Raw genomic sequence first — 24,535 nt, 5'->3', positions numbered from 1 at the left:
CATGGCTATTCACCAGGACCTGCTCGGGGGACCGCCCCCGACCCATCTGCCCGACGACCCGGAGCCGCGTGAGCTGCTCGCGTCCGGTGCGGCGCCGGCCGACGTCGCCGCGAAGTACCCGACGTCCTCGCTCGCGTGGGCGCAGCTCGCCGACGACGCCTTCGAGAAGGGCAGTGTCGTCGAGTCGTACGCGTACGCGCGGACCGGATACCACCGGGGACTGGACTCGCTGCGCCGGGCCGGCTGGAAGGGCCACGGCCCCGTGCCGTGGGAGCACGAGCCGAACCGCGGATTCCTGCGGGCACTGCACGCGCTGGCGCGGGCCGCGCAGGCGATCGGCGAGGAGGGCGAGTACGAGCGGTGCTCGACCTTCCTGCGCGACTCGTCGGAGGCGGCGGCGGAGACGCTGGGCTGAGTACGGCTCGCTAGGGCGTGTCTTTCGGATCAGGCCTGGGTCGCGGGCCTGTGCACGCACATCTGCGGCGTTGTCGTCAATCGACGACGCTCCGCGTCGCCTCAATCCTCCGCCTTGCAGCTGCACGCACCCAGCCCCGCTCGGCCACCTCAGGGAGGCATGGCACCACCAGCCGACCTGATCCGAAAGACACGCCCTAGTTGAGTTGAGCGGGGCGCGGGGGGCGGCGGCCGGATTCGGACACGCCGTCCCCCGCACTCCGATCCCCGACCCCCCGCCCTGGCACGCCTGTACGATCGCCCGGACCGCACCGAAGATCGTTGCCGGCGGCGAGGCCACCCGCCCGCTCCCCCCATGTGCCGGAGACACGGACCAGGGAGGGCTCTGCCGTGAGCCGGAACGACGCCTACCGGAGAGAACCCCGGTCCAGCGCCCGGTCCCGCGCCCGCACCCGTCTCACCCGCCGGGGCCGCATCCTCGTCACGCTCCTCGCCCTCGTCGTCCTCGCCGGTGGCGGCGGCCTCGCCTGGGCCGCCTGGCAGGGCAGCGCCGGTCAGGACCGTACGGACCGAGGGCCGGACCGGGGGCCGCACCAGGGGTCCGACGCGAACCCCCCTGGCGAGGTCTCCTCGAACCCGCCCAGCCGCAAACGGGGCGACACCGACCCGGACGTCCCCGCCTCCGGCACCGGAACCTTCGCCGCCGCCCGCCTCAACGGCACCCCCGTCGGCACCGGCACCCTCCGCCGCTACCAGGTCCAGGTCGAGAACGGCAGCGGCGTCTCCCCGGCCCGCGCCGCCCAGGAGATCCAGGCCATAGTCGCCCACCCGCAAGGCTGGGCCAGGAACGGCCGGGGCCGCTTCCAACTGGTCGACGCCCGCCCCGACTTCGTGATCCGCATCGCCACCCCCGCCACCGCCGACAAGCTCTGCGCGGAAGCGGGCCTGGACACCGGCGGCCAGCTCAACTGCGAGACCGGCAAGGGAGTTGTGGTCAATCTGCGCCGCTGGCTCCAGGGTTCGCCCCAGTTCGACGGCACGCCCGCCACCTACCGGCACCTGATCATCAACCACGAACTGGGCCACGCGCTCGGACTCGGCCACCTCGGCTGTCCGGGCCCCGGACGCCCCGCGCCCGTGATGATGCAGCAGATCAAGGGCCTGGACGGATGCCGCTCCAATGCCTGGCCGTACGCGGCGAACCGGACGTATCTGACCGGCCCCACTCTCTAGCCGGACCTCTGAGGCGCACCTCGCGGGACCCCGGTTTATGATGCCGGGAGGGGACCGGGGCTCCACACTTCCCAGGAAGGGGCGGACCGCTACCTGGAAGTTCGTTTCGAGGAGCATGCGATGACGCACACCCCCGAGGCCCCCGGAACCGAAGGTTCGGACACCCCGAACCTCGATTTCGCGGGCACCACGCCGTACGAGGACTACGTCCAGGCGGACGTCCTCACCCACCTCCAGCACCCCCTCTCCGAAGATCCCGGCGAGATGGTCTTCCTGGTCACCACCCAGGTCATGGAGCTGTGGTTCACAGTCATAGTCCACGAGTGGGAGACGGCCGCCGCCGCGCTGCGCGAGGAGAACATCCCCGTCGCGCTGGACGCGCTCAAGCGTTCCACCCGTGAGCTGGAGGCGCTGAACGCCTCCTGGAAGCCGCTCGCCAACCTCACTCCCGCGCAGTTCAACTCGTACCGCAGCGCGCTCGGCGAGGGCTCCGGATTCCAGTCCGCGATGTACCGGCGGATGGAGTTCCTGCTCGGCGACAAGGCCGCGTCGATGCTCGTCCCGCACCGGGGCGCCCCGCGCGTGCACGCCGAGCTGGAGAAGGCACTGCACCAGCCCAGCCTGTACGACGAGGTGCTGCGGCTCCTCGCCCGGCGCGGTCTGCCCGTGCCGCAGGAGGTCCTGGAGCGCGACCTCTCGCAGAAGTACGAACCGTCGCCCGAGGTCGAGGCCGTCTGGGCGCAGGTGTACGGCGCCGAGCAGGTCGGCACCACCCACTCCGAACTCGTCGTGCTGGGCGAGGCGTTGACCGACGTCGGCGAGCTCGTCTGGCGATGGCGCAACGACCACCTGGTGGCCACCCGCCGCGCGATGGGCTCCAAGGTCGGCACCGGCGGCTCCGCCGGGGTGGCCTGGCTGGAGAAGCGCGCCCGCAAGAACGTGTTCCCCGAGCTGTGGACGGCCCGAAGCCATGTCTGAGACGCAAGGGAACCGCAAGAGCCCGGAAGCCAGGGCCGCAGCACTCGACGCCGCCGACGAACTGGCCAAGTACCGCGAGCTGTTCGCCCTCCCCGAGGGCGTGACCTACCTCGACGGGAACTCCCTTGGCGCCCTGCCGCGCGCCGTCCCCGGACGGCTCCAGGACGTGGCGACCCGTGAGTGGGGCGAGCTGCTGATCCGCTCCTGGGACGAGAGCGGCTGGTGGACCGCGCCGGAGCGGATCGGCGACCTGATCGCGCCCGTCGTCGGTGCGGCGCCGGGGCAGATCGTGGTCGGCGACTCGACCAGCGTCAACGTCTTCAAGGCGCTGGTGGGCGCGGTGCGCCTGGCCACCGAGGGCAGCGGCGGCGACCCCGCCAGGGACGAGATCCTCGTCGACGCGACGACCTTCCCGACCGACGGCTACATCGCCGAGTCCGCCGCCCGGATGACCGGCCGCACCCTGCGCCCCGTCCGCCCGGAAGAGGTACGGGACGCCCTCGGCCCCCGTACCGCGTGCGTGCTGCTCAACCACGTCGACTACCGGTCGGGCCGCCTCCACGACCTGCCCGCACTGACCGCCGCGATCCACGAGGCGGGCGCGCTCGCCGTCTGGGACCTGTGCCACAGCGCCGGTGCCCTGCCCGTCGGCCTGGACGCCCACGGGGTGGACCTGGCGATCGGCTGCACGTACAAGTACCTGAACGGCGGCCCCGGTTCGCCCGCGTACCTCTACGTCGCAGCCCGCCACCAGGACCGCTTCGACTCGCCGCTGCCGGGCTGGACCGGGCACGCCAACCCCTTCGGGATGGCCCCGGACTTCACCCCGGCGGACGGGGCGACGCGCGGCCGGGTCGGCACCCCCGACATCCTCTCGATGCTGGCGCTGGAAACCGCCCTCGACGTGTGGGGCGGGGTCGGCATCGACTCCGTACGGGCGAAGTCCCTCGCCCTCACGGACTTCTTCGTGGAGTGCGTCGAGCGGTACGTGCCCGAGGGCCGGGTCGAGCTGGTCACCCCGCGTGCGCACGGCGAGCGGGGCAGCCAGATCGCCCTGCGCTGTGCGGATGCGGGCGAGGTCATGCGGGCGCTGATCGCACGGGGAGTCGTCGGGGACTTCCGTCACCCGGACGTGCTGCGCTTCGGCTTCACCCCGCTGTACGTCGGATTCAGTGACGTGGAGCGGGCGGCCCGGGTGCTCGCAGAGGTGCTGTAGCCCCTGGCGAGCCCATGGCGGAGCAATGGCCACGTCGGGGGTAACCCACCCCGGCGTGGCCACGCGTGTGCAAAGTGGCTGGTAGCGTCCCCGCTGAATGATCCACATGGATGTTTCACGTGAAACACCGGTCCGCGTGAGCGACCGGTTCGGCTGCGTGAACACCCCGCCAGCGCCCGGAGGTTGAAGCCGTATGCCGAGCATGTCGAGCCGTGCGCCGTTGCCCGACGAGCCGCCCGAGCTTCCCGCCGTCGCACCGGACAGCAGTGCCGCATACGGCGAACACCCCGACCAGGTCATCGACTTCTATGCGCCCCGGGGCGAACTCAGCGGTGCCGCACCGCTGGTGGTCGTCCTGCACGGGGGCGCCTGGCGCGCCCCGTACGACCGGGAGCACATCACCCCGTTCGCGGACTTCCTCGCCCGGCGCGGTTTCGCGGTCGCCAATGTCGAGTACCGGCGCGGGAGTTCGCTGCCGCACCAGGTCTCGGACGAAGCCGCGCGCGAGGGAGGCGAAGGCGGCCCGGTCGCGGGGCGCTGGCCGGAGACCTTCGACGACATCGCCACCGCCATGGACGCACTGCCGGACCTGGTGAAGGACGCGCTGCCCGAGGCGGACGTCCGGCGCACCGTCCTGACCGGGCACTCCGCCGGCGGCCACCTCGCGCTGTGGGCCGCCGCCCGCCACGTACTCCCGGAGGGTGCGCCGTGGCGGCTGCCGTCCCCGCCGCCGTTGCGCGGTGTGGTCGCGCTCGCCCCGATCGCGGACTTCGCGACGGCGGTGGAGAGGGGGGTCTGCGGAGGTGCGGTCATCCAGCTCCTGGGCGGGGAGGCCGGTTACGAGGAGCGGCTCGGGTACGCCGATCCGGCCGCGCTCCTGCCCACCGGCATCGCGACCACCGTCGTCCAGGGCCGCATCGACACGACCGTCCCGCACGAGGTGTCGGAGGCGTACGCGGCGGCTGCCGCCAAGGCGGGCGAGGTCGTCGGGCTGACCCTCCTCGAAGACGTCGGCCACTTCCCGCTGATCGACCCGGCGGCGGACGCGTGCGCGGTGGTGGCGGAGGAGATCGCCCAGCTGGCGTACTGAGGGGCGGGCGCGGCCCCCGTACCTGCGTAGTACTTGGGACGGACGAGGAAGGTCGGTGTCACGGGGGACGACCCCGGGGCCCGGCCTCCTTACGGTAGAGGCATGACCAAGAACAAATCCCGAGTGGGCCGCAGCCCCGAGGCCCAGCTGCTGATGCGGGCGCTGGCGGGCCTGCGGGACGACCTGCTGCGGGGCGCGATGGAGTACAAGCCGCTGCCGCCGGTCCCGACGCACGGTCCGCTGCTGAGCCGGCTGCCCCGGCGGTTGCGGCTCGGCGCGGCCTGGCTGCCGCACGGCGTGATCCTCGTCGCGGCGTTCTTCACGGGGGTGTTCGCCTGGCTCTTCGCCGACGGTGGTGACCGGCCCCTCCAGGCGATCGTGGTGGTGGCGCTGTGTGCCGGTGCGGTGCTGCTGACGCTGGTGCGGCCGGGGGTGGCCTGGTGGCTCTCGCTGGTGGCGATCCCGCTCGCCCAGGGGCTGAGTCCGGAGGTGCGGGGCGGCCCGTGGATCCCCGCCACGGTGCTGATGCACCTGACCGTGGTGACCGTGGTCGCGGCCCGGACCCGGGCCCGTACGGCGGGCTGGATGTGGGTGTTCCTGGTACTGGCCGGGCTGGCGTTCACCCCCGGCAACGACGAGGGGCCCACAAACGCGGGGCCCATGCTGGTGGGCACCGGGATCCTGTTGCTCCTGGTCAGCATCGTCCACATCCGGACGAACGCCAGGCGCGAGGTCGTCGCCGAGCGGACCGTGACCGCCGTCGAGCGCGACCGCCGCACCCTGCTCGAAGAGCGCTCCACCATCGCCCGCGAGCTGCACGACGTGGTCGCGCACCACATGTCGGTCGTCGCCATCCAGGCGGAGGCCGCGCAGTACCGGGTGGAGGACCCGCCGCCCGAGCTCCAGCAGGCCTTCGTCACCATCCGGGAGAACGCGGTGTCCGCGCTGACCGAGCTGCGCCGCGTGCTGGGCGTCGTACGGGCGGCCGACTACGAGGCCCCGGACGCCCCGCAGCCCACCCTCGCCGACCTCCCCAAGCTGCTCGCCAACGTGCGTGACGCGGGGCTGACCGTCGAGCACGTCAGCACCGGGGCGGTCCGCGAACTGCCGCAGGGCGTGGAGCTCTCCGCGTACCGCATCGTCCAGGAGGCGCTGAGCAACGTGCTGCGGCACGCGCCGGGCGCGCAGGCGCGGGTGGAGGTGAGCTACGTGCTCGGCGGGCTCGGGCTGCGGGTGCTCAACGGCCCCGCGATCGGCGAGGTGCCGCCGTCGGAGGGCTCCGGGCACGGGGTGACCGGGATGCGCGAGCGGGTCGCGATGCTGAACGGCGAGATGACCGCAGAACCGACGGCGGACGGGGGCTTCGAGGTCGCGGTGTTCGTACCGCTGCAAGGCGACGAGCCACTGCTGGAGGACGCGATTCCGCAGCAGCGGGTCGAGGTGGAGAAGCCGGGCGAGACGGAGAAGCCGGCCGCGGCTGGGGCCCCGGCCGTGGAACTCACCAAGGACAGCGCCGCATGACCGCGATCCGCGTCCTGATCGTCGACGACCAGATGATGGTGCGCGAGGGCTTCACGGTCCTGCTCAACGCGATGCCGGGCATCGAGGTCGTCGGCGAGGCGGTCGACGGGCGGCAGGCGCTTGCGCAGGTCCGCGCCCTCAAGCCGGACGTCGTACTGATGGACATCCGGATGCCCGAGATGAACGGCATCGAGGCCACTCGCGAGATCGTCGCCTCGGAGACCGAAGCGAAGGTGCTGGTCCTCACCACCTTCGACCTGGACGAGTACGTCTACCAGGCGCTGCGCGCGGGTGCCTCCGGCTTCCTCCTCAAGGACGCCTCCGCACGCCAACTGGCCGACGGCGTACGGATCGTGGCGTCCGGCGAGGCACTGCTCGCACCGACCGTGACGAAGCGGCTGATCACGGAGTTCGCGAAGCGCGCGGTCGAGCCGCGCGGCCCCGGCACGGCCCAGTACGGCGAGCTGACGGAGCGAGAGACGGAGGTCCTGGTCCTCATCGCACAAGGCCTCTCCAACGGCGAGATCGCCGCCCACCTGATCGTCGCCGAGTCGACGGTCAAGACGCACGTGAGCCGGATCCTGGTGAAACTGGGCCTGCGCGACCGGACACAGGCAGCGGTCTTCGCCTACGAGGCGAGGCTGGTACGACCGGGCTAGCGGCTGCACTACCGGCCGGGCTACCGGCCGGGCCGGCCGACGCCTTTGCGAGCATGGGGCACATGACCACCCGTGATGACCGCGACTCGCTCCTCGCCCAAGCCGTCGCCCTGCGCACCGCCGACCGCACGGAAGAGGCCCGCCGACAGCTCCTGGCCCTGGGCGAGCGCTTCCCCAACGACGCGGAGATCGCCTACCAGACGGCCTGGGCCCACGACCGCCTCGGTCTGGAGGCGGAAGCGGTGCCCTTCTATGAGCAGGCACTCCGGGGCACCCTGACCGGCACGGACCGCCGTGGCGCCCTGCTCGGCCTCGGCAGTACGTACCGGGTGCTCGGCCGCTACGACGAAGCCGTCACCACGCTGCGGGCCGGGGCGGCGGAGTTCCCGGAGGACGGCGCGCTGCGCACGTTCCTCGCGATGGCGCTCTACAACACGGGCGAGACCCGCGAGGGCATGCGGCAACTGCTCACGCTCCTGGCGGAGACCAGCGAGGACGCGGGTGTACGCCGCTACCGGGCCGCGATCGAGTTCTACGCGCAGGACCTCGACGGAACGACAACGACGGAGGGGCCGTCCGGCAACTGACTGCCGAACGGCCCCTCCGCCACAGGCCCAACAGGCCCAACAGGCCCAACAGGACTAGATGAACGAGTTGATCTCGATCGTCTCGGTCCGGCCCGGGCCGACGCCGATCGCGGAGATCGGTGCGCCCGACATCTCCTCCAGCGCCTTCACGTAACGCTGCGCGTTCTTCGGCAGGTCGGCGAAGGTCTTGGCCTTGGTGATGTCCTCGGACCAGCCGGGGAGCTTCTCGTAGATCGGCTTCGCGTGGTGGAAGTCGGTCTGCGAGTACGGGAGTTCCTCGACGCGCTTGCCGTCGATCTCGTACGCGACACACACCGGGATCTCCTCCCAGCCGGTCAGCACGTCCAGCTTGGTGAGGAAGAAGTCCGTGAGGCCGTTGACGCGCGTCGCGTACCGCGCGATCGGGGCGTCGAACCAGCCGCAGCGGCGGTCACGGCCGGTGGTGACACCGCGCTCGCCACCGATGCGGCGCAGCGCCTCGCCGTCCTCGTCGAACAGCTCGGTCGGGAACGGACCGGCACCCACACGCGTGGTGTACGCCTTCAGGATGCCGATGACGCGGCTGATCTTCGTCGGGCCCACGCCCGCACCCGTGCAGGCGCCGCCCGCGGTCGGGTTCGAGGAGGTGACGAAGGGGTAAGTGCCGTGATCGACGTCGAGCAGGGTGCCCTGGCCGCCCTCGAAGAGGACCACCTTGTCGTCGTCCAGCGCCTTGTTCAGGACGAGGGTGGTGTCCGTGACGAAGGGCTTGATCTGCTCCGCGTACTGGAGCATCTCCTCGACGATCTTCCCGGCCTCGATGGCGCGCCGGTTGTAGAGCTTCGTCAGCAGCTGGTTCTTGGTCTCCAGCGCCGCTTCGACCTTCTGGGTGAGAATCGACTCGTCGTAGAGGTCCTGGACGCGGATGCCGACGCGGTTGATCTTGTCGGCGTACGTCGGGCCGATGCCACGGCCGGTCGTACCGATCTTCCGCTTCCCGAGGAACCGTTCCGTCACCTTGTCGACGGTGACGTTGTACGGCGTGATCAGGTGCGCGTTTCCGCTGATCAGCAGCTTGGACGTGTCAACACCGCGCTCGTTGAGTCCGCTCAGCTCGGAGAGCAGGACAGCGGGATCGACGACGACACCGTTACCGATGACGGGCGTGCACTCAGGGGAGAGGATTCCGGAAGGGAGAAGGTGCAGTGCGTACTTCTGGTCGCCTACGACAACCGTGTGGCCGGCGTTGTTGCCGCCCTGGTAGCGCACTACATAATCGACGGATCCACCGAGCAGGTCGGTGGCCTTTCCCTTGCCTTCGTCACCCCACTGAGCACCGAGCAGCACAAGTGCGGGCACAGGCGTACACCCCTTCCGGGCGGGGCATGTCCAAGGTCAGGGGCGTGCGCGATGACATGCGTCGACGACTTTGTCGACGTGCATGGCGTCCATCGCGTGCCTTGACCGCTGAACCGCTGCCCCGGAATAGACCAAGCCCCTGGCGCAATAGCGCAAGGGGCTCTTGCACAAAGATGCTACCCGAGGAAGGACCGAGGTGTCGGCTCCCGACCAGCTCATGGTGGTCATCGACCCGGTCGCCCGGCGTACGGACGGCGAGTCCGTGCGTATCGCGAAGGATGTGTTGTGCGCCGGGGCGCGCGCCAAAATTTGTCTTCCGGACACTGCCGAGGAGTTCGCGCGGGCCCTTGCCCGCCGGGGCCGACGCAGGCCCGTGGTGATCGGCGACGACCAGGCGCTGGCACGTGCGGTGGGCCTGCTGCACCGGCACCGCGAGCTCCTCGACGGCAGCCCGCTGGCACTGGTCCCAGTCGGCGCGGAAGTGTCCCTGGCCAGGTCGCTGGGGGTGCCGGAGGGCACGGTCGCGGCCTCCCGCGCGGTCCTGGACGGAACGGTTCGCCGGATGGACCTGCTGGTCGACGACCGCGACGGGGTGGTGCTGGGCGGGGTCCGGGTACCCGCGCCCGCCCCCGTCCCGAGGACGGTGCCGATCCCGGGCGGCGGCGCTGGGCCGTCCGTGTGGTCGGCGTCGTTGTCGGCTTCGTGGTCCGCCTGCCGCTCGCTCGTAAGGACCCTGGTACGCCCGGCCCCCGGCCCCGCCCCGCGCACGTACCGGCTGCGGGTGGAGGCGGACGGGGTGCTGCTCTGCGATCTGGACGAGCCGGTGGAGGGGGTGTCGGTACGTTCCGGGGGCGGCGGACTCGCGGAGGTGGCGGTCGGCCGGGGCGCGGCGGGCACGGCCCCGGTCAGCGCCCGGGCCCTGACCGTCACGGTCTCCGGCCCCGACTTCCGCTACCGCGCGGACGCGTCGGTCGGCGGCCCGGTCAGGACCCGGACGTGGACGGTACGGGAGGGGGCGTGGGGCCTGGTGCTGCCGGAGGGACACGAGGGAACGGCCGCTGGTCACCCCGAGGAGTGATCACCATCCCGAACCGCCCCCACGCACCTCCCTGGCCCGGCACGCTGGTGCTCGCCAGAGGGGAGGCGCACCATGACAGTCATGGTTGAGCGCACGTCCGGCATGTCGGTGGAGGAGTTCGAGGCGATCGCGAAAGCGGCTGCCAAGGCGTCCGACGCCGTCAGGTTCGAGTACATCGACGGACGGGTCAGGGACAAGATCGTGCCGGACGGGGATCACGCCGAGATCATCAGGTGGCTGCAGAAGCGCTGCATGCAGGTGCGTGCGGATCTGTGGCTGTACGGCGGGGAACAGGGGTTGCGCGTCGAGGGCAACCGGAGCGGGCGAGCCCGTCCGGACGGCATTCTCGCGCGGGACGGAGCCTTCGCCGGCAAGGGCGAATGGGCCGACCCCGACGGCGTCCTGATGGTGGTCGAGGTGACCTTGTACGACTCGGACACGGACCGCCGCGACCGCCAGGAGAAGCCCGCCGCGTACGCCGCCGCCGGGATCCCCGTCTATCTGCTGATCGACCGGGACGCCGGAGCGGCCGTCGTGCACAGCGAGCCGTCGGCCACCGGGTACGGCGACATCCACTCCGTGCGCTTCGGCGCATCCGTACGGCTGCCCGATCCGGTCGGCATCGAGCTGGAGACGGAAGTGCTCAAGGAGTACGTCCGCTGAGTGCGCGCGGCTCAGTGCGCGCGGTGCCCCGGGCACGGACCTGACCGTGCCCAGACATGGCCGAAAGCGGGTCAACCCTGTTGGGGCGGGGCAACCCCGGTGGCCGGGCGCCGGTCCTCTCCCGCGACGTGCCGCCGCACCCGTCGCCCGGCACGCACCCGAGTCAGCAGGGACACCGGATGCCCGTACGCACTCGCCCCACTCGCCCCGCTCGTCGCACGCACCGCACCGCCCTCCTCGCCACTCTCGCCGCCGCCGCCCTCGCCGGCACCGCCGCCCTCGCCACCCCCGCCACCGCGCAGGTCAGCGTCAGCGAAGGCGCCGCCCGGTCCGCCGCCCACGACCCGCACGCGCAGACCCGCGCCGCCGTCGACGCCCTCGTGCGGGACGGGGTGCCCGGTGTTGTCGCCCGTGTCGAGGGGCCCGGCGGGTCCAGGGCCTGGGCGGACACCGCCGGGGTGGGCGACCTCTCCAGCGGGCGCGAACGCGGCGCGCAGGACCGGTTCCGGATCGGCTCGATCACCAAGACGTTCACCGCCACGGTGGTGCTCCAGCTGGAGGCCGAGGGCAGGCTCTCGCTCGACGACCGCGTCGAGAAGTGGCTGCCCGGCGTCGTCCGGGGCAACGGCCACGACGGCCGGAGGATCACTTTGCGACAACTCCTCCAGCACACCAGCGGCATCTACGAGTACACGCGCGACCCGGAGTTCGTCCGGCGGCACATGACCGTCGCCTTCCTCCAGCACCGTTACGAGTCCCTCTCCGCGCGGCAGCTCGTGAAGACCGCCATGGGCCACGCCCCCGACTTCGAGCCCGGCGCCAAGTGGCAGTACTCCAACACCAATTACATCCTCGCCGGCATGGTCATCGAGAAGGCGACCGGTGGCCGCTCGTACGAGAGCGAGATCGAGCGGCGGATCCTGCGCCCGCTCGGGCTGCGCGCCACGTCAGCCCCGCACGACGAGCACCGGGTGCCGCGCCCCAGCAGCCGCGCGTACACCCTGTTCGGGGGCGACCCGGCGACCGCGAAGAGGTACGACATCACCGAGCTCAACCCCACTCTGGCCGGTGCGGCGGGTGGCATGATCTCCAGCACCGCCGACCTCAACCGCTTCTACCGCTCCCTGCTCACCGGCAAGTTGCTGCCGAAGCAGCAGCTCAAGGAGATGACGACCACCGTCCCGGTCGCCGCCGAACGCCCCGACATCAACTACGGCCTCGGCATCTACGAGCAGAAGCTGTCCTGCGGCAAGAAGGTCTGGGGCCACACCGGAGGGATCCACGGCTCGTCCTCCCACGCGGGCACGACCGCCGACGGACGCAAGTCCGTCGCCCTGAACCTCAACGGCGACTGGAGCGGGGACACCGGCACGGTGGTGGAGGCCGAGTTCTGCCCCAAGTAGCAAACAGCAAGCAGTAAGTGACAAGCAGCAAGCAGCAAGCAGCGGGCCAGGGAGCCGGTCAGTCGTTCTCGGAGACCGACGTACTGACCGGCGTTCCCGCCTCGACCGTGCGGCTGACCGTGCAGATCCGGTCGTGCGAGCTCTTCACCGCGCGCGGCAGGATCGCCCGGGCGCGGTCGCCCGAAGCGCCCTCCGGGAACGCGACGTCGAAGGCGACCCGGAGGTCCGTCATCCGGTTGCCGCTCTCGTCCTCGACCTTGTTGCCGGTGGTCTCGACGGAGAACGTGGTCGCCTCCGCGTGCCGCCCCGTCGCCGCCTCCACGTCGACCGCCGTGCAGCCGCCGATCGCCGCGAGGAAGAGCTCGACCGGGGTGAAGTCGGCGTCCCCGCCGGTGCCGAAGCTCAGGGTGCCCCCTCGGGCGTTGGTCACGGTGAACCGGCCGGGGCCGGAGCGCTCGACGGTGACGGAGCGCAGGGAGTTGTCAGCAGTCATGGCCACGACGGTAGTCCCACCCCGTACGAAACAACCCGCGAACCGCACGCCCCGGCCGAACCGCACGCCCCGCCCGAACCACACGCCCCGCCCGGTCAGGCGTCCTGCGCCCCGGCAGCCGCCCGACTGTCCTTCAGGGCCCGCCAGCGGTCCATCATCAGCGGGATCTCCTTCTGCACGAAGGCGAAGAAGTCCGCCGACTCGGCGATCCGGCGGCCCGCCGGGGTGTCCGGGCCGAGGAGTTCGGCGCCCTCCAGCAGGACGGCCTCCCAGCGGACCATGACCTGGTCGCGGCGGCCGAAGGCCTCGTACCAGAGCTCGTCGTGCAGCCGGTAGAGGTCGCGGCGGGTGCCGGGCTCGCGCTCGCGGCGGATCATGCTGACGTGGCTGAGGTAGCGGACCGCGCCGGAGATGGCGGCGGGGCTGATCCGCAGCTGCTCGGCCAGTTCGGTGGAGCTCAGCGCGCCTTTGTCGGAGGCCAGGAGCGCGGCGAAGACGCGGGAGGCCATCCGCTGCATGCCGGCCTCGCTCATCTCCGAGGCGAAGCGCTCGACGAAACGGGAGACCACGTCCTCGTCACGGCCCTCGTCCCGGTTCTTACTGCTGTTGTCGCTGGTCACTGGCTCATCGTCTCCCCATGTTCGACCGTGTGGGGAAGTTTATACGATTCCTTAACTTCACAATCTTGTGAAGTGAGCGTACTTTCAGAAACATGACCAACGCAATCAGCGTGGCCGGACTGCACAAGTCCTTCGGCCGCACGCACGCATTGGACGGCCTCGACCTCGGCGTACGAGCAGGCGAGGTCCACGGCTTCCTCGGCCCCAACGGGTCGGGCAAGTCCACCACCGTCAGGGTCCTCCTCGGTCTGCTGCGCGCCGAGTCGGGCGGCGTCACCCTGCTGGGCCGCGACCCGTGGCAGGACGCGGTCGAGCTGCACCGGCGGATCGCCTACGTGCCGGGCGACGTGACCCTGTGGCGCAACCTCTCCGGGGGCGAGGTCATCGACCTGTACGGCAGGCTGCGCGGCGGCCTCGATCCGGCGCGCCGGGCGGAGTTGGTCGAGCGGTTCGAGCTGGACCCGACCAAGAAGGGCCGTACGTACTCCAAGGGCAACCGGCAGAAGGTCGCCCTCGTCGCCGCGTTCGCCGCGCGCGACGTCGACCTCCTGATCCTCGACGAGCCGACCAGCGGACTCGACCCGCTGATGGAGTCGGTGTTCCAGCGGTGCGTGGAGGAGGCGCGGGACGCCGGGCGGACCGTGCTGCTGTCGTCGCACATCCTCAGCGAGGTGGAGGCGCTCTGCGACCGGGTGAGCATCATCCGGCAGGGCCGCACGGTGGAGAGCGGCTCGCTGGCGGAGCTGCGGCACCTCACCCGTACCTCGATCACCGCCGAACTCGCCTCGCCGCCCAACGGCGTCGCCACCCTCCCCGGCGTCCACGACGTCGACGTCCAGGGCAACCGGGTCCGCCTCCAGGTCGACACGGACAAGCTGGACGCGGTGCTCGGCGCGCTCACGGCGTCGGGCGTGCGGTCGCTGACCTGCACGCCGCCGACCCTGGAGGAACTCTTCATGCGGCACTACGGCGAGGGTGAGGGCGAGGGCCCGGGCCCCGCTGCCCGCGAGGAGGTGGCGGCCCGATGAGCACGGTCGCAGTCCGCCCCGCAGGGCCGAGGCAGCCGAGGCAGCAGTCGCGGGCCGGGTCGGGGAAGGGCCGACTCACCGGCACTGGCGCCCTGTTGAGGCTGGCGCTGCGCCGGGACCGGGTCGTCATGCCGGTGTGGGTGCTGGTCCTCGGCGTGATGGTCGCCAGTGGTGCGAACACCATCAAGACGCTGTACGACACCCCGGCGGAGCGGGCGCAGGCCGCCGTCTCGATGGCGTCCAACGGTTCGCTGCGCGCGCTCTACGGGCCGGTGTTCGACCCGTCCGTGGGCGGTCTGGTGGCCTGGCGGTTCGGGGTGTTCGCGGCGGCGCTCGCCGGGGCGATGAGCCTGGTGATCGTCGTACGGCACACCAGGGAGGAAGAGGAGACCGGGCGGCAGGAGCTGATCTCGGCGGCGCGGGTCGGCCGCCACGCACCGCTGACGGCGGCCCTGATCGCCGCCCTGATCGCCAACGCGGCGGTCGCTGTGATCGTGGCGGGCGCGCTCGCCTCGTCGACGGGCGACACGGCGGGCTCACTCGCGCTCGGTCTGGCCATCGCGGGCAGCGGGGTGTTCTTCGCCGGGGTCGCGGCGGTCATGGCACAGCTCACGGAGAGCGCCAGGCTGGCGAAGGGCCTGACGGCGGCGGTACTCGGCGCCGCCTTCGCCCTGCGCGCGGCGGGCGACGCGGGCTCCACGGACGCCTCGTCGGCACTCAACTGGGTTTCCCCGCTGGGCTGGGCGGAGAACGTCCGCCCGTTCGCGGCCGAACGGTGGTGGCTGGTCGCCGTGCTGGGAGCCGCGGCACTGCTTCTGATGGCGGCGGCGCTGGTCCTGTCGGCGCGGCGCGACGTGGGGATGAGCTTCCTGGCGACGCGCCCCGGACCGGCCGGGGGCCGGCTGACGTCGGCGTACGGGCTGGCCTGGCGGCTCCAGCGAGGCAGCGTACTGGGCTGGCTGCTCGGCTTCCTGGCCGCGGGCGTCCTCTTCGGCGGAATGACGGCGGGCGTCGGCGACCTGGTCGGCGGCAGCGCGCAGACCAAGGAGATCTTCCAGCGGATGGGCGGTCAGCAGGGCCTGAGCGAGGCCTTCCTGGCGGCGATGGTCGCAATGCTGGGGATGGTGGCCGCGCTGTACGTCGTCTCGTCCGTGCTGCGCCTGCACGCGGAGGAGACGCAGGGCCGCGCGGAACCGGTCCTCGCGGGCGCGGTCGGCCGCCTCCGCTGGGCGGCCGGCCACCTGGTCATCGCCTTCGGCGGCACGGGGCTGCTGATGGTCGTGGGCGGCCTGGGACTGGCCCTCGGATACGGCCAGGACCTCGGCCCGATCCTCGGCGGGGCACTCGTCCAGCTCCCCGCGATCTGGGTCCTGGGCGGCCTGACCGTCCTGCTGTACGGAGCCTTCCCCCGCGCGGCGGCGGCCAGTTGGGGCCTGGTGGGCCTGTGCCTGGCCATCGGCTGGATCGGCCCCGCCCTGAACCTGCCCGCCGCGGCCATGAACCTCTCCCCCTTCAGCCACCTGCCGAAGATGCCGGGGGACGGGATGACCTGGACACCCGTCCTCCTGCTGACGGCGCTCGCGGTGCTGCTGGTGGGCGGGGGAGCGGCGGCCCTGCGCCGGAGGGACGTGGGCTGAAGGGCGCGGGGCGAGGGGCGCGTGACCCGTGGGTCCCGTGGGCCGAGAGGGCCGAGATGCCCGAGGGCCCGTGGCCCGTGGGCCGGGGCCTGTGGGCCGGGGTCTGTGGGCCACAGGGTGGGGGCCGGGGCCTATGGGCCGAGGGGTGTGGGTCGAGGGGCGTGGGCCTGTGGGCCGGGGACTCGCGGGTCAGCTGCCGCTCTCGCCCTGGCCCGCGCTGCCCATCGGACCGACCTTCACCGGGGTGCCGGAGCTGTCCGTGACGGGAAGGCTGCCGGCGCCCGGCCAGGGCAGCGTGACCGACTTCGTCTCGTCCGGCGGGGTCACCACGAGGCCGGTGATGCGGACGCCGGAGCCGCCGGTCTTGTTCTCCGGGTAGGTGATGCCGAAGTAGGTCGACTTGCCGGGCTGGAGGATGTCCGGGTTGACCGGCTCGCCGCTGCGCTTCGCGGACAGGGGGCCCGCGTTGGTCTTGAGGTCGACACCCGCGTAGCCGGATATGGCGCAGCTCTTGCCGCTGGTGTTCTTGAGCTCGACCGCGACGGTCCGCTCGGCGTCGCCGTCGATGGTGGCGTCGGTCGCCGTGATCTTCAGCCCGCCGGTACGGCACTTGTCCACCTTGGTGCCCTCGCCGGCCGAGTCCTTGCCCTCGTCCTTCGCGCCGTCCTCCTTGCCGCCGTCCTCCTTGCCGCCGCTGGTCGACGAGCCGGACGCGGAGTCCGCCCTGTCGGGGGCCGGGGTGGAGGACGAGGGGCCCTGCGCGCCGCCCGCACCGGCGTCCGTGTCCTGACACGCCGTCATCAGCATGGCGCCGCCGACGATTGCTGCGGAGACGAGAAAGGCCTTGCGACGGCTGGCGGACATGAAGGACCCCTTGATGTCGAGTACGTGAAGTGCGTGCAGCGAACGGGGTCGCAGTGTGTCCGGCCCCTCGGTGCTTGCTTGATCACTATGAGGGGGCTGTGCGCCGGGGGGATACGGGCGTGGTCGATCCACGACAACGCTGTCGCAGAGCAGTGACATGGTGACGGAGTCGTGAAGGGGCGCCCAGGGGGCGGCTATTGCCCCCTGCGCCCTGCCGCTTTCGCCTTGCCGTGTCCCCAGACGGCCGCGATCGCGCCGACGAGTGTGGCGAGTACGTAAATGCTGAGGGCGGGCCCGAATCCCCCCGGCAGCCAGCTGAGTAGACCCTCGTAGTCGTGGTCGATGAGCTTGCGGACGGCGCCCTGCCCGCCGAGGGCGAGCAGGATCATGCCGAGTACTTGAACGACGTCGTACTTCACGGGCAGTGCCCTCCTGAGCTGTGTCCATGGGTCGCGTGGCAGGCTTCGCCGAGGCGATTACAATGCACTTGCACTGTAATACGGTGCGAGGGCTGATGCAATGCAGTTGCATGGCAAAAAGGAGAGGGCTGGCCTGTCGTGCCGAAGATCGTGGACCACGAGGAACGCAGGAAACGCCTGGTCGAAGCCGTCTGGGAGCTGGCGGTACGCGGCGGCGCCGAGCAGGTGACCCTGCGGAAGGTCGCCGAGGAGGCGGGCGTCTCCATGGGGCAGGTCCAGCACTACTACTCCTCGATGCAGGACCTGGTCCGCGACGCCCTGGAACGGGCCGTCCAGGCGGTCAACGCCCGTATCGAGCAAGCCGTCGCCACGGCCGGCGACACCACCCCCGAAGCCCTGCTCCGCACCTGCCTCCTCGCCCTGGTCGTGCCGGACGCGGCGAGCACGCGGCTGATGCGGTTCTCGCTGGCGGTGGCGGGCCGCGCGGTCTCCGACCCGACGATGGCCCGCGTCCTGGCGCCGGGCGACGACGAACTCCTCACCTTCACCGCGACCCTCATCACCGGCTCCCGCCAGGCACGCGGCAGCGAGCCGACCGGCACGGAAATGACCGACGCGGACGTCTGCTGGTCCCTCGCCACAAGCCTCGGCATGGACGTGGCCCTCGGCTACCGGAAGCCGGAGGTGGCGAAGCAGGTGCTGAGCCACTACGTGGACCAACTCCTGCGCGCGGAAGGGCCGCAGCCACCACCGGCCCAGTGAGCACGGTCCCCGCCCAGCCCCCCCGAAAACCCCGGGCACTCACCCCCACGCCCGTGCTTCCATGACTGCCATGGTGTCCGCCGACCGTCTGCTCGCCTTCGCGGCGATGTCGTTCCTGCTGATAGTGATCCCGGGTCCGAGCGTGCTGTTCGTGATCGGCCGGGCCCTGGCGCAGGGCCGCAGGGCAGCCCTGACCACCGTCGCGGGAAACACCCTGGGCGCCTGCGTACTCGTCCTGGCCGTCGCCCTGGGCATCGGCTCGGTCGTGGCGAGCTCGGTCCTGGTCTTCACGGTCCTGAAGCTGGCCGGTGCCGCCTACCTGGTCTGGCTGGGCGTCAAGGCCTGGCGCCAACGCGGCGCGCTCCAGGGCGAGTTCACCGCCGACGGGGCCGGACGGGGGCGGGCGACCGGTACCGCCCGCACCATGTGGGAGGGGTTCGCGGTCGGGGTGGCCAACCCCAAGACCATGGTGTTCTTCGCCGCCGTACTCCCGCAGTTCGTCGACCGCGAGCAGGGTCACGTACCCGTGCAGATGCTGCTGCTCGGCCTGATCTTCAACGTCATCGCGCTCGCCTGCGACAGTGTGTGGGGCCTGCTCGCGGCCACCGGCCGGGAGTGGTTCGCCCGCTCGCCGCGCAGGCTGTCCATGGTCGGCGGCATCGGCGGCCTTACGATGATCGGCCTGGGTGTCACCGTCGCGGCCACCGGCCGCAAGGACTGAAAGAGCTGAGAGGAAGCTGATGCTCAAAGGCACCAAGGTCGGGCTCAGGGCCCGGCACGAGGAAGACATACCGGTTCTGCGCACCGAGTTGTACGACGACGTTGTCAACGGTTCGCGCGCCGAGAGCCGGCCGTGGCGGCCGGTCACGCCCGGACAGGAGAAGCCGCCGCTCACCGTGGACGACACCGAGCACGGGTACGTCCCGTTCTCCGTGATCGAACTGGCCGGCGGCACACTGATCGGCACCGCCTCGCTCTGGGGCATCGACAACCACGCCCGCGCGGCGCACGTCGGCCTCGGCCTGCTGCCCTCGGCCCGGGGCAAGGGCTACGGAACCGACGTCGTCTCGGTGCTCTGCTACTACGGCTTCACCGTGCGCGGCCTCAACCGCCTCCAGGTCGAGACGCTGGCGGACAACCACGCGATGCTGCGCTCCGCCGAACACAACGGCTTCGTCCGCGAGGGCACGCTGCGCAACTCGGCATGGGTGCTCGGCGAGTTCATGGACGAGGTGCTCCTCGGACTCCTCGCCCACGAGTGGAAGCCGGACAAGGCGGTTTAGCCGCTCCGGGCACTCCCGGCGTTCTAGGGTCGGATGCGTACAGGTTCGTCCCGTTCCGGGGCGGACCGTATCCGCGCTGGAAGAAACGGGAGAGACCACGTGAACAGCAGCCGGACCCCACTTCGGACCCCTCTTCGCCCCCGCCGCCGCACCCTGGCAGTGCTCCTCGCCTGCCTCGGGCTGGCCGTGCCCGCGACCCTCACGGCATCGACGGCGTCGGCAGCACCCGCCCAAGTGCGTACCCCTGCCTGCTCGTCGGGGTACGTCTGCATCTACAAGGGCGACATCTTCGACGGCAGCTCCAACCACCCCATGGTCTACAGCTTCTACCGCTACGGCACGTACAACGTCGCCAATCTCATCGGCGACTACACCGTCAAGAACTGCCAGACCGGCGGCGCCGGAGTGAAGGGCTTCACGGGCTACAACGGCACCGGCGGCGTCGCGTGGGACCTCAACGTCAACAACTGTTCCACCGGCCTGTGGACGAGCCTCACCTCGACGAACTCGGTGCGCGTGTACGCCTGATGGAAGTCGCCCCCATGCCGTGAAACGCTCACCTTCGGGTGAGTTGCGCGGACGGCGTCGGCAGGACCGCGATCGTACTTCCCATGATCACAACTGTTGCGCCCCGGCGCGCCACCGTCCTGTCGGCCGCCGTCCTCTCCCTGGCCGCGCTGCTCACCGCCCCGGCGACCGCCGCCGCGCCCGCCCCTGCCGCCGCCCCCGCGTTCGCGGCCGCGCCCACCTGCCCCGTGGTCTTCGACCCGATGGTCGCGGCGGTGGACAAGTCCGTGCAGTTCTCCCGCATCACCCCGACCCCGGTGGTCCGCAAGAGCTGCGGCACCCTCTACCGGGCCGACGGCCGGGGGCCCGACGTCGTCTTCCTCGAAGGCTTCCGCCCCAAGGACGTGGTCAACGGCCAGTACGACGTCGAGAAGTACGTCCTGAAGAACCAGCCGTCGCCCTTCGTCTCCACCACCTACGACCACGACCTCTTCAAGAAGTGGGCGAAGTGGATGAAGCCGGGCGCCTTCAACTACTACATCGACGCTCCCGGTGGCATCGACGTCAACAAGACCATCGGCGACGACCACAAGTTCGCCGACCAGGTCGAGGTCGCCTTCCCCGGCGGGATCAGGTCCGAGTTCATCATCGGCGTCTGCCCGATCGACAAGGAGACCCGTACCGAGATCATGTCGGCCTGCAAGAGCAACCCGAAGTACCGCGCGGCCGACGAAGATTGAGGCAGTAGGCCCCCGGGCGCCCCTGATCAGGGGCGCCCATAGGGTGACCCGATGACAACGACATCGGTCAAGAAGTTCCAGGTCACCTTCGACTGCGCGGAGCCAGAGCGCCTCGCCCGCTTCTGGTGCGAGGTGCTGGGTTACGTCGTACCGGCGCCCCCGGAGGGGTTCGCCACGTGGGACGACTACAAGGACGCGCAGCCCGCCGAGGAGCGGGACTCGTGGTTCGCCTGCACCGACCCCTCGGGCGTGGGCCCCCGGCTGTACTTCCAGCGCGTTCCCGAGGGCAAGGCCGCCAAGAACCGGGTGCACCTCGATGTACGGGTGGGTACCGGGCTCGTCGGCAAGGAGCGCCTCGCCGCACTCGAAGCCGAGTGCGCGCGACTGGTCCCGCTCGGCGCGGTGCATGTGTGCACGCTGTACGAAGACGGCAGCGACGAGTCGTGCATCCCGATGCTCGACATCGAGGGCAACGAGTTCTGCATCGACTGAACCGCCGCCCTGACCCCCGGCGTTCCCAGCACTAAGAATCTCAACGTTGAGATGCTTGACGCTGGGAACGCCGGGGTGTTTTTATCTCAACGTTGAGATTGTCAAGGTTGAGTGACAGGCGGGAGTGCACGATGTCGTACCCGGAGCACCTTCAGTACCCCGAGCCCCGCTACCAGGGAGACCGGGGTGAGGTGAACGCCTCCTTCCGCAGCGCCGATACGCCGCCGGAGCTGACCTCGGCCCGTGGCGACGAGTACCGCTACCTCGCCACACACGCGTCGACCGGCGGCGAATTCGGCCTGTACAAGGTGGACTTGGCGGCGCGGGCCGCCGGAGCCAAGACCCACTTCCACAAGGCGATGTCGGAGTCCTTCTACGTACTCTCCGGACAGCTGGAGCTCTTCAACGGTGAGAAGTGGGTGACCGGCACCGCCGGTGACTTCCTGTACGTTCCGGTCGGCGGCCTGCACGCCTTCAAGAATGTGACGGACGAGCCCATGTCGATGCTCATGCTCTTCTCCCCGGGCGCCCCGCGCGAGGAGTTCTTCGAGCGGATCGCGGAGGTCTCGCAGCGCGGCGACAGCGAGGAACTCAGGAAGTTCCGGGTGCGCCACGACAGTTACTTCGAGGAAGACTTCGACGCGCAGGCACGCGCGAAGGGCTAGAGGAGAGGGGCGGGGCGGTGACATTGCGTTCCGATCTGGTCGCGTTGCTCGCGGAGGCCGGCATCGTCGACGTGGACATCGACGACGCACTGGCGGACGGCCATGTGCGATCGGCCGCGTACCAACGCGTCGTCCTGATGGCCGCTTCCTCGCGGAGCCGCGACCAGGACCGTGCGATCGTGGCCACGATCCTTCGCGATCCCGATGTGATGGCGGCGAAGACGGCGGTGGTTGCCCTCGTGGACAGGGTCGCCTGGAGGTCGTCCGGGCCCGACGGGTTCCGGCAGTGGTCGGCCGGGCTCCTGCCGGAGATCGACCGGCTCGGGGCGGATTCGTACCGCGAGTTCATCCGCCGCCGCATCGACGACTGGCTGTTCAGCCTGTCCGTGGAGGACGGTCACCTGCCGACACCGGTCGAGCTGGCGCAGGTCACGGACTGGATGCAGCGACAGCTCGCCGAGGATTCGACGTCATCGGCGGTGCTGTCCCTGCTCGCCGACTCGGGCAGTACGAGAAAGATCCGCAACATCGCCAAGGAGCGGGCCGGAATCCGCGAGCGCGCGGACGCTGAGGCTGCTCAGGCCTCGGGGTCCCGTAGGCCGACGCAGTCGAAGGCCCAGAAGGTTTCCGAGTAGACGAAGGTGCCGGTCATCCAGGGCTCGTGCGCGGACAACCGGGCCACCTGGAAGGCGGGTTCGGGAATCCGCAGCGAAGGCGAACGGAAGCCCAGTGCGCTCGCGCCCTCGAAGCCGCGCTTGCCGTAGTAGTGCGGGGACCCCTCCAGGAACACCAACGGCACGCCCAGCTCGTCGGCCGCCGAGAGCGCGTGCGCGACGAGTCGGGTGCCGATGCCTTGGCGCTGGAACTCCGGGAGCACGCCCAATGGTGAGAGGGACAGCACGTCCACGATCCGACGCGGCGCGTCCAACCGCCCGGCGCTCAGCAGGACATGGCCGACGACCCGGTCATCAACGGTCGCCACGAAGGACATCGGCGCCAACCCGGCCCGCGCCGTACGAAGTGCCGCCACGAGCCCAGGAACTTGCTCGCCGCCACCGAAGGCCTGCGCATGAACCTCGTGCACCGCCCGGTGATCGTCGGTGGTCTCCTGCCGGATCACCGTCAGCCTCGTGCGTGGTGGAGGAAGGTGTTCCAGCTTGCGGCGGTGACCGTGAGGATGGGGCCGGTGTCGCTCAGCTTGGAGTCGCGGATGTGGATGGTGTGGGGGCAGGCGGCGACCTCTACGCACTCGCCGCCTTCGCCGTCACTGTAGGAGGACTTGTGCCAGTCGTGGGCGACTCCGGTGTGTGCGTCGTTGTTGCACGTGTTGTCGCTCGATGTGAACCATCGGGTGCTCTCGCTCATTTAAGTTCTCCTACCAACTGTTCGAGCAGACCCAGTGATTGACGAGGGGTAAGGGCCTGTTCTCGGATCTTTGCATACCTCTGGGTGTGAACGCTGACTGTCGGGGGATCGTCGATCAGCATGCTGATGTCCAGGATCTCCGTGTAAACGCGATGGTCATGTGTACGCGTTTCAATCAGGGTGAATGGCCCCCGATCACCCGCGTATTCGCCCTCAAGGCCGGCGTCCAGGGGAAGTACTCGCACGGTGACGTTTCGGCGCCTGGCGCACTGGATCAGATGGAGCAGCTGATCCCGCATGGTCTCCTTGCTGCCGATCATGCGGTTGGGGACCGCCTCGTCAAGGATGAGCTCGATCATCGCGATCGGTTCGCGGTCGAGGATCTGCTTGCGTGCCAAGCGCCCAGCGGTCAACTCTTCCACTCGGGACTCAGAGTTCAGCGGGTAGGTTCCGTTGAAGAGCGCGCGCATGTACTCCTCTGTTTGGAAAAGCCCATGGATCGCGTGCATCGAGTAGATGTGCAGTGACACCGCTTCCCGTTCCAAGTCGACGAAGCCCTGGAACTTGGCCGGATACTTCTCACGCTGGATCGCGACCAACGCATTGGTGAAGAAGTCCGACCCCATACCCAGCACCTCTTCCAGCCGCATCAGCATCTGCTCGCTAGGGGGCTGGACCAGCGTCTCCATCGCGCTCACCGCAGCTCCGGAGTAACCGAGCTCCTGGCCGAGCCGAGCCTGGGTCCACCCCCTCTGCTTGCGGATGGAGGTGACCATCCTCGCCACCAGCCGTGCTGTAGGACCTGCCGATTCCTTGTTCTCCGCGCGCGCCATCGCCTCCACCGTTTCCGTCTCAACTGGCCTCAACCAGCCTCAACCAGAGCCCGCCGAATTCAACCGAGTACAACGGAAGTTGGAGGATTCCAACGGTCCGCCGGACCCTATGGAAAACGTAAGGGGCGCCCCAGCAAGCTGTCAGCGTGGATACGCAAAGTCGTGAACTAAACATCAGCTGGATTCCGGCTTCCGGTTTCCAACTCCGCAAAGCAGGCGTGCAATTCGACGCCGTGCGCATCGAGGGGGCGGAGGGGCGGCTCGTCGCCGAGAGACTGGAGGCGATGACCGGTGGGGACCCCGGGCCGATCGTCGTGGAGAGCAAGGGGGTGCGGGCCGTGTACTTCCTGGTGCCGGCCGGGAGCACGTCGTTCCGGTCCTGGCCGCGTGGGGTGGCGACCTTCAACGCCGGGCCGCACAAGGTGAGTTACGTACCCGTGCCCGCGCTCAGCGGGGGGACGTGGCCCGTTGGGTGGTGGTGTCCGCCCACCGGGGAGCACCGGTTCGTGCATCCGATGCTGTTGAAGTGCGTGGCGGAAGGAGTGCTGGCCAAGGCCTCGTAACAGTAAAGACGATGCGTCACCCTAATGGGTGGAAGAAAGCAAGTGAGCTTGCGTCGTGGGGAGTTGATGGTCGCGTAATGGGCA

Annotated in this window: 30 protein-coding genes; 22 read left to right on the top strand and 8 right to left on the bottom strand. The window is 70.3% G+C overall.

Annotated features, from left to right (window positions below):
- Position 1: 1 nt before the first annotated feature.
- From ACZ5PB_RS29320 to ACZ5PB_RS29285, 8 genes are all read left to right on the top strand, one after another.
- A complete protein-coding gene (locus tag ACZ5PB_RS29320) occupies positions 2-415 on the top strand; it encodes a DUF3151 domain-containing protein (RefSeq protein WP_468695173.1) in 414 nt (137 codons plus the stop codon).
- 389 nt (positions 416-804) lie between these two features.
- Complete coding sequence (locus ACZ5PB_RS29315) at positions 805-1,647, top strand: DUF3152 domain-containing protein (protein WP_468695171.1); 843 nt, start codon at positions 805-807, stop codon at positions 1,645-1,647.
- A gap of 120 nt (positions 1,648-1,767) precedes the next feature.
- Positions 1,768-2,625: a tryptophan 2,3-dioxygenase family protein gene (locus ACZ5PB_RS29310; protein ID WP_468695169.1), complete on the top strand. Its 858-nt coding sequence runs from the start codon at positions 1,768-1,770 to the stop codon at positions 2,623-2,625.
- Positions 2,618-3,841 carry a kynureninase gene (gene kynU / locus ACZ5PB_RS29305; protein ID WP_468695167.1) on the top strand — a complete coding sequence of 408 codons (1,224 nt, stop codon included), beginning with the start codon at positions 2,618-2,620 and terminating at the stop codon, positions 3,839-3,841. The genes ACZ5PB_RS29310 and kynU overlap by 8 nt, the downstream gene beginning before the upstream one ends.
- Positions 3,842-4,034: 193 nt before the next feature.
- Entirely contained in the window at positions 4,035-4,931 is an 897-nt protein-coding gene (locus tag ACZ5PB_RS29300) for an alpha/beta hydrolase family protein (protein WP_468695166.1), read from the top strand.
- Positions 4,932-5,033: 102 nt separating this feature from the next.
- On the top strand, positions 5,034-6,452 hold the full coding sequence (locus ACZ5PB_RS29295; RefSeq protein WP_468695164.1) for a sensor histidine kinase: 1,419 nt from the start codon (positions 5,034-5,036) through the stop codon (positions 6,450-6,452).
- On the top strand, positions 6,449-7,111 hold the full coding sequence (locus tag ACZ5PB_RS29290; RefSeq protein ID WP_468695163.1) for a response regulator: 663 nt from the start codon (positions 6,449-6,451) through the stop codon (positions 7,109-7,111). Before ACZ5PB_RS29295 ends, ACZ5PB_RS29290 begins: the two co-directional genes overlap by 4 nt.
- Before the next feature lie 62 nt (positions 7,112-7,173).
- Complete coding sequence (locus ACZ5PB_RS29285) at positions 7,174-7,698, top strand: tetratricopeptide repeat protein (protein ID WP_468695161.1); 525 nt, start codon at positions 7,174-7,176, stop codon at positions 7,696-7,698.
- Between the two features lie 54 nt (positions 7,699-7,752).
- Here ACZ5PB_RS29285 and ACZ5PB_RS29280 read toward each other — a convergent pair whose 3' ends face one another.
- On the bottom strand, positions 7,753-9,036 hold the full coding sequence (locus tag ACZ5PB_RS29280) for an adenylosuccinate synthase (RefSeq protein ID WP_468695159.1): 1,284 nt from the start codon (positions 9,034-9,036) through the stop codon (positions 7,753-7,755).
- Between the two features lie 217 nt (positions 9,037-9,253).
- Here ACZ5PB_RS29280 and ACZ5PB_RS29275 point away from each other — a divergent pair, with 217 nt between their 5' ends.
- The 3 genes from ACZ5PB_RS29275 (at position 9,254) to ACZ5PB_RS29265 (ending at position 12,180) form a co-directional block, all read left to right on the top strand.
- Positions 9,254-10,114 carry a diacylglycerol kinase family protein gene (locus ACZ5PB_RS29275; RefSeq protein WP_468695316.1) on the top strand — a complete coding sequence of 287 codons (861 nt, stop codon included), beginning with the start codon at positions 9,254-9,256 and terminating at the stop codon, positions 10,112-10,114.
- Between the two features lie 72 nt (positions 10,115-10,186).
- Positions 10,187-10,777, top strand: coding sequence for a Uma2 family endonuclease (locus ACZ5PB_RS29270; RefSeq protein WP_468695157.1), 591 nt, complete (start codon positions 10,187-10,189; stop codon positions 10,775-10,777).
- 179 nt (positions 10,778-10,956) lie between these two features.
- Positions 10,957-12,180, top strand: a complete 1,224-nt coding sequence (locus ACZ5PB_RS29265; RefSeq protein ID WP_468695155.1) for a serine hydrolase domain-containing protein — start codon at positions 10,957-10,959, stop codon at positions 12,178-12,180.
- 58 nt (positions 12,181-12,238) lie between these two features.
- On the opposite strand, the gene ACZ5PB_RS29260 is transcribed toward ACZ5PB_RS29265, so the two are convergent.
- Positions 12,239-12,673, bottom strand: coding sequence for an OsmC family protein (locus ACZ5PB_RS29260; protein WP_468695153.1), 435 nt, complete (start codon positions 12,671-12,673; stop codon positions 12,239-12,241).
- A 95-nt stretch (positions 12,674-12,768) separates the two neighbouring features.
- On the bottom strand, positions 12,769-13,293 hold the full coding sequence (locus ACZ5PB_RS29255) for a GbsR/MarR family transcriptional regulator (protein WP_468695151.1): 525 nt from the start codon (positions 13,291-13,293) through the stop codon (positions 12,769-12,771).
- A gap of 92 nt (positions 13,294-13,385) precedes the next feature.
- Between ACZ5PB_RS29255 and ACZ5PB_RS29250 the strand changes: the two genes are divergently transcribed.
- Both ACZ5PB_RS29250 and ACZ5PB_RS29245 read left to right on the top strand, forming a co-directional pair.
- On the top strand, positions 13,386-14,321 hold the full coding sequence (locus tag ACZ5PB_RS29250; RefSeq protein WP_468695150.1) for an ABC transporter ATP-binding protein: 936 nt from the start codon (positions 13,386-13,388) through the stop codon (positions 14,319-14,321).
- Complete coding sequence (locus ACZ5PB_RS29245; RefSeq protein WP_468695148.1) at positions 14,318-15,958, top strand: ABC transporter permease; 1,641 nt, start codon at positions 14,318-14,320, stop codon at positions 15,956-15,958. Before ACZ5PB_RS29250 ends, ACZ5PB_RS29245 begins: the two co-directional genes overlap by 4 nt.
- A gap of 189 nt (positions 15,959-16,147) precedes the next feature.
- On the opposite strand, the gene ACZ5PB_RS29240 is transcribed toward ACZ5PB_RS29245, so the two are convergent.
- Both ACZ5PB_RS29240 and ACZ5PB_RS29235 read right to left on the bottom strand, forming a co-directional pair.
- Positions 16,148-16,822: a DUF4232 domain-containing protein gene (locus ACZ5PB_RS29240; RefSeq protein ID WP_468695146.1), complete on the bottom strand. Its 675-nt coding sequence runs from the start codon at positions 16,820-16,822 to the stop codon at positions 16,148-16,150.
- A 194-nt stretch (positions 16,823-17,016) separates the two neighbouring features.
- Positions 17,017-17,241, bottom strand: coding sequence for a hypothetical protein (locus ACZ5PB_RS29235; RefSeq protein WP_468695144.1), 225 nt, complete (start codon positions 17,239-17,241; stop codon positions 17,017-17,019).
- Between the two features lie 138 nt (positions 17,242-17,379).
- On the opposite strand from ACZ5PB_RS29235, the gene ACZ5PB_RS29230 reads away from it, so the two are divergent.
- The 8 genes from ACZ5PB_RS29230 to ACZ5PB_RS29195 all read left to right on the top strand — a co-directional run bounded on the left by ACZ5PB_RS29230 (position 17,380) and on the right by ACZ5PB_RS29195 (position 22,325).
- Entirely contained in the window at positions 17,380-18,003 is a 624-nt protein-coding gene (locus ACZ5PB_RS29230; RefSeq protein ID WP_468695142.1) for a TetR/AcrR family transcriptional regulator, read from the top strand.
- 70 nt (positions 18,004-18,073) lie between these two features.
- The gene (locus ACZ5PB_RS29225; protein ID WP_468695315.1) at positions 18,074-18,724 is read left to right on the top strand and encodes a LysE family translocator; all 651 of its coding nucleotides are present in this window, start codon (positions 18,074-18,076) and stop codon (positions 18,722-18,724) included.
- A 19-nt stretch (positions 18,725-18,743) separates the two neighbouring features.
- Positions 18,744-19,286 (top strand): GNAT family N-acetyltransferase, encoded by a 543-nt coding sequence (locus ACZ5PB_RS29220; protein ID WP_468695141.1) that lies wholly within the window; start codon positions 18,744-18,746, stop codon positions 19,284-19,286.
- A 99-nt stretch (positions 19,287-19,385) separates the two neighbouring features.
- Positions 19,386-19,814, top strand: coding sequence for a hypothetical protein (locus ACZ5PB_RS29215; RefSeq protein ID WP_468695140.1), 429 nt, complete (start codon positions 19,386-19,388; stop codon positions 19,812-19,814).
- Positions 19,815-19,897: 83 nt separating this feature from the next.
- A complete protein-coding gene (locus ACZ5PB_RS29210) occupies positions 19,898-20,533 on the top strand; it encodes an ADP-ribosyltransferase (protein WP_468695138.1) in 636 nt (211 codons plus the stop codon).
- A 51-nt stretch (positions 20,534-20,584) separates the two neighbouring features.
- Positions 20,585-21,025: a VOC family protein gene (locus tag ACZ5PB_RS29205; protein WP_468695137.1), complete on the top strand. Its 441-nt coding sequence runs from the start codon at positions 20,585-20,587 to the stop codon at positions 21,023-21,025.
- Between the two features lie 131 nt (positions 21,026-21,156).
- The gene (locus ACZ5PB_RS29200; RefSeq protein WP_468695135.1) at positions 21,157-21,690 is read left to right on the top strand and encodes a cupin domain-containing protein; all 534 of its coding nucleotides are present in this window, start codon (positions 21,157-21,159) and stop codon (positions 21,688-21,690) included.
- Positions 21,691-21,707: 17 nt separating this feature from the next.
- On the top strand, positions 21,708-22,325 hold the full coding sequence (locus ACZ5PB_RS29195) for a hypothetical protein (RefSeq protein WP_468695134.1): 618 nt from the start codon (positions 21,708-21,710) through the stop codon (positions 22,323-22,325).
- Here ACZ5PB_RS29195 and ACZ5PB_RS29190 read toward each other — a convergent pair.
- From ACZ5PB_RS29190 to ACZ5PB_RS29180, 3 genes are read right to left on the bottom strand one after another with little or no spacing between them, the layout of a single operon-like run.
- Positions 22,268-22,810, bottom strand: a complete 543-nt coding sequence (locus ACZ5PB_RS29190) for a GNAT family N-acetyltransferase (protein WP_468695132.1) — start codon at positions 22,808-22,810, stop codon at positions 22,268-22,270. The two genes, ACZ5PB_RS29195 and ACZ5PB_RS29190, sit on opposite strands and share 58 nt — an antisense overlap.
- A 2-nt stretch (positions 22,811-22,812) precedes the next feature.
- Positions 22,813-23,055, bottom strand: coding sequence for a DUF397 domain-containing protein (locus ACZ5PB_RS29185; RefSeq protein ID WP_468695130.1), 243 nt, complete (start codon positions 23,053-23,055; stop codon positions 22,813-22,815).
- On the bottom strand, positions 23,052-23,888 hold the full coding sequence (locus ACZ5PB_RS29180) for a helix-turn-helix domain-containing protein (RefSeq protein ID WP_468695128.1): 837 nt from the start codon (positions 23,886-23,888) through the stop codon (positions 23,052-23,054). The genes ACZ5PB_RS29185 and ACZ5PB_RS29180 overlap by 4 nt, the downstream gene beginning before the upstream one ends.
- A 218-nt stretch (positions 23,889-24,106) precedes the next feature.
- On the opposite strand from ACZ5PB_RS29180, the gene ACZ5PB_RS29175 reads away from it, so the two are divergent.
- Entirely contained in the window at positions 24,107-24,451 is a 345-nt protein-coding gene (locus ACZ5PB_RS29175; RefSeq protein WP_468695127.1) for a hypothetical protein, read from the top strand.
- Positions 24,452-24,535: the final 84 nt, after the last annotated feature.

The sequence above is a fragment of the Streptomyces sp. NPDC032721 genome, assembly GCF_055579625.1.
Note: the sequence above shows the minus strand (reverse complement) of the source record. Positions and strands in the feature narration are given on the sequence as shown.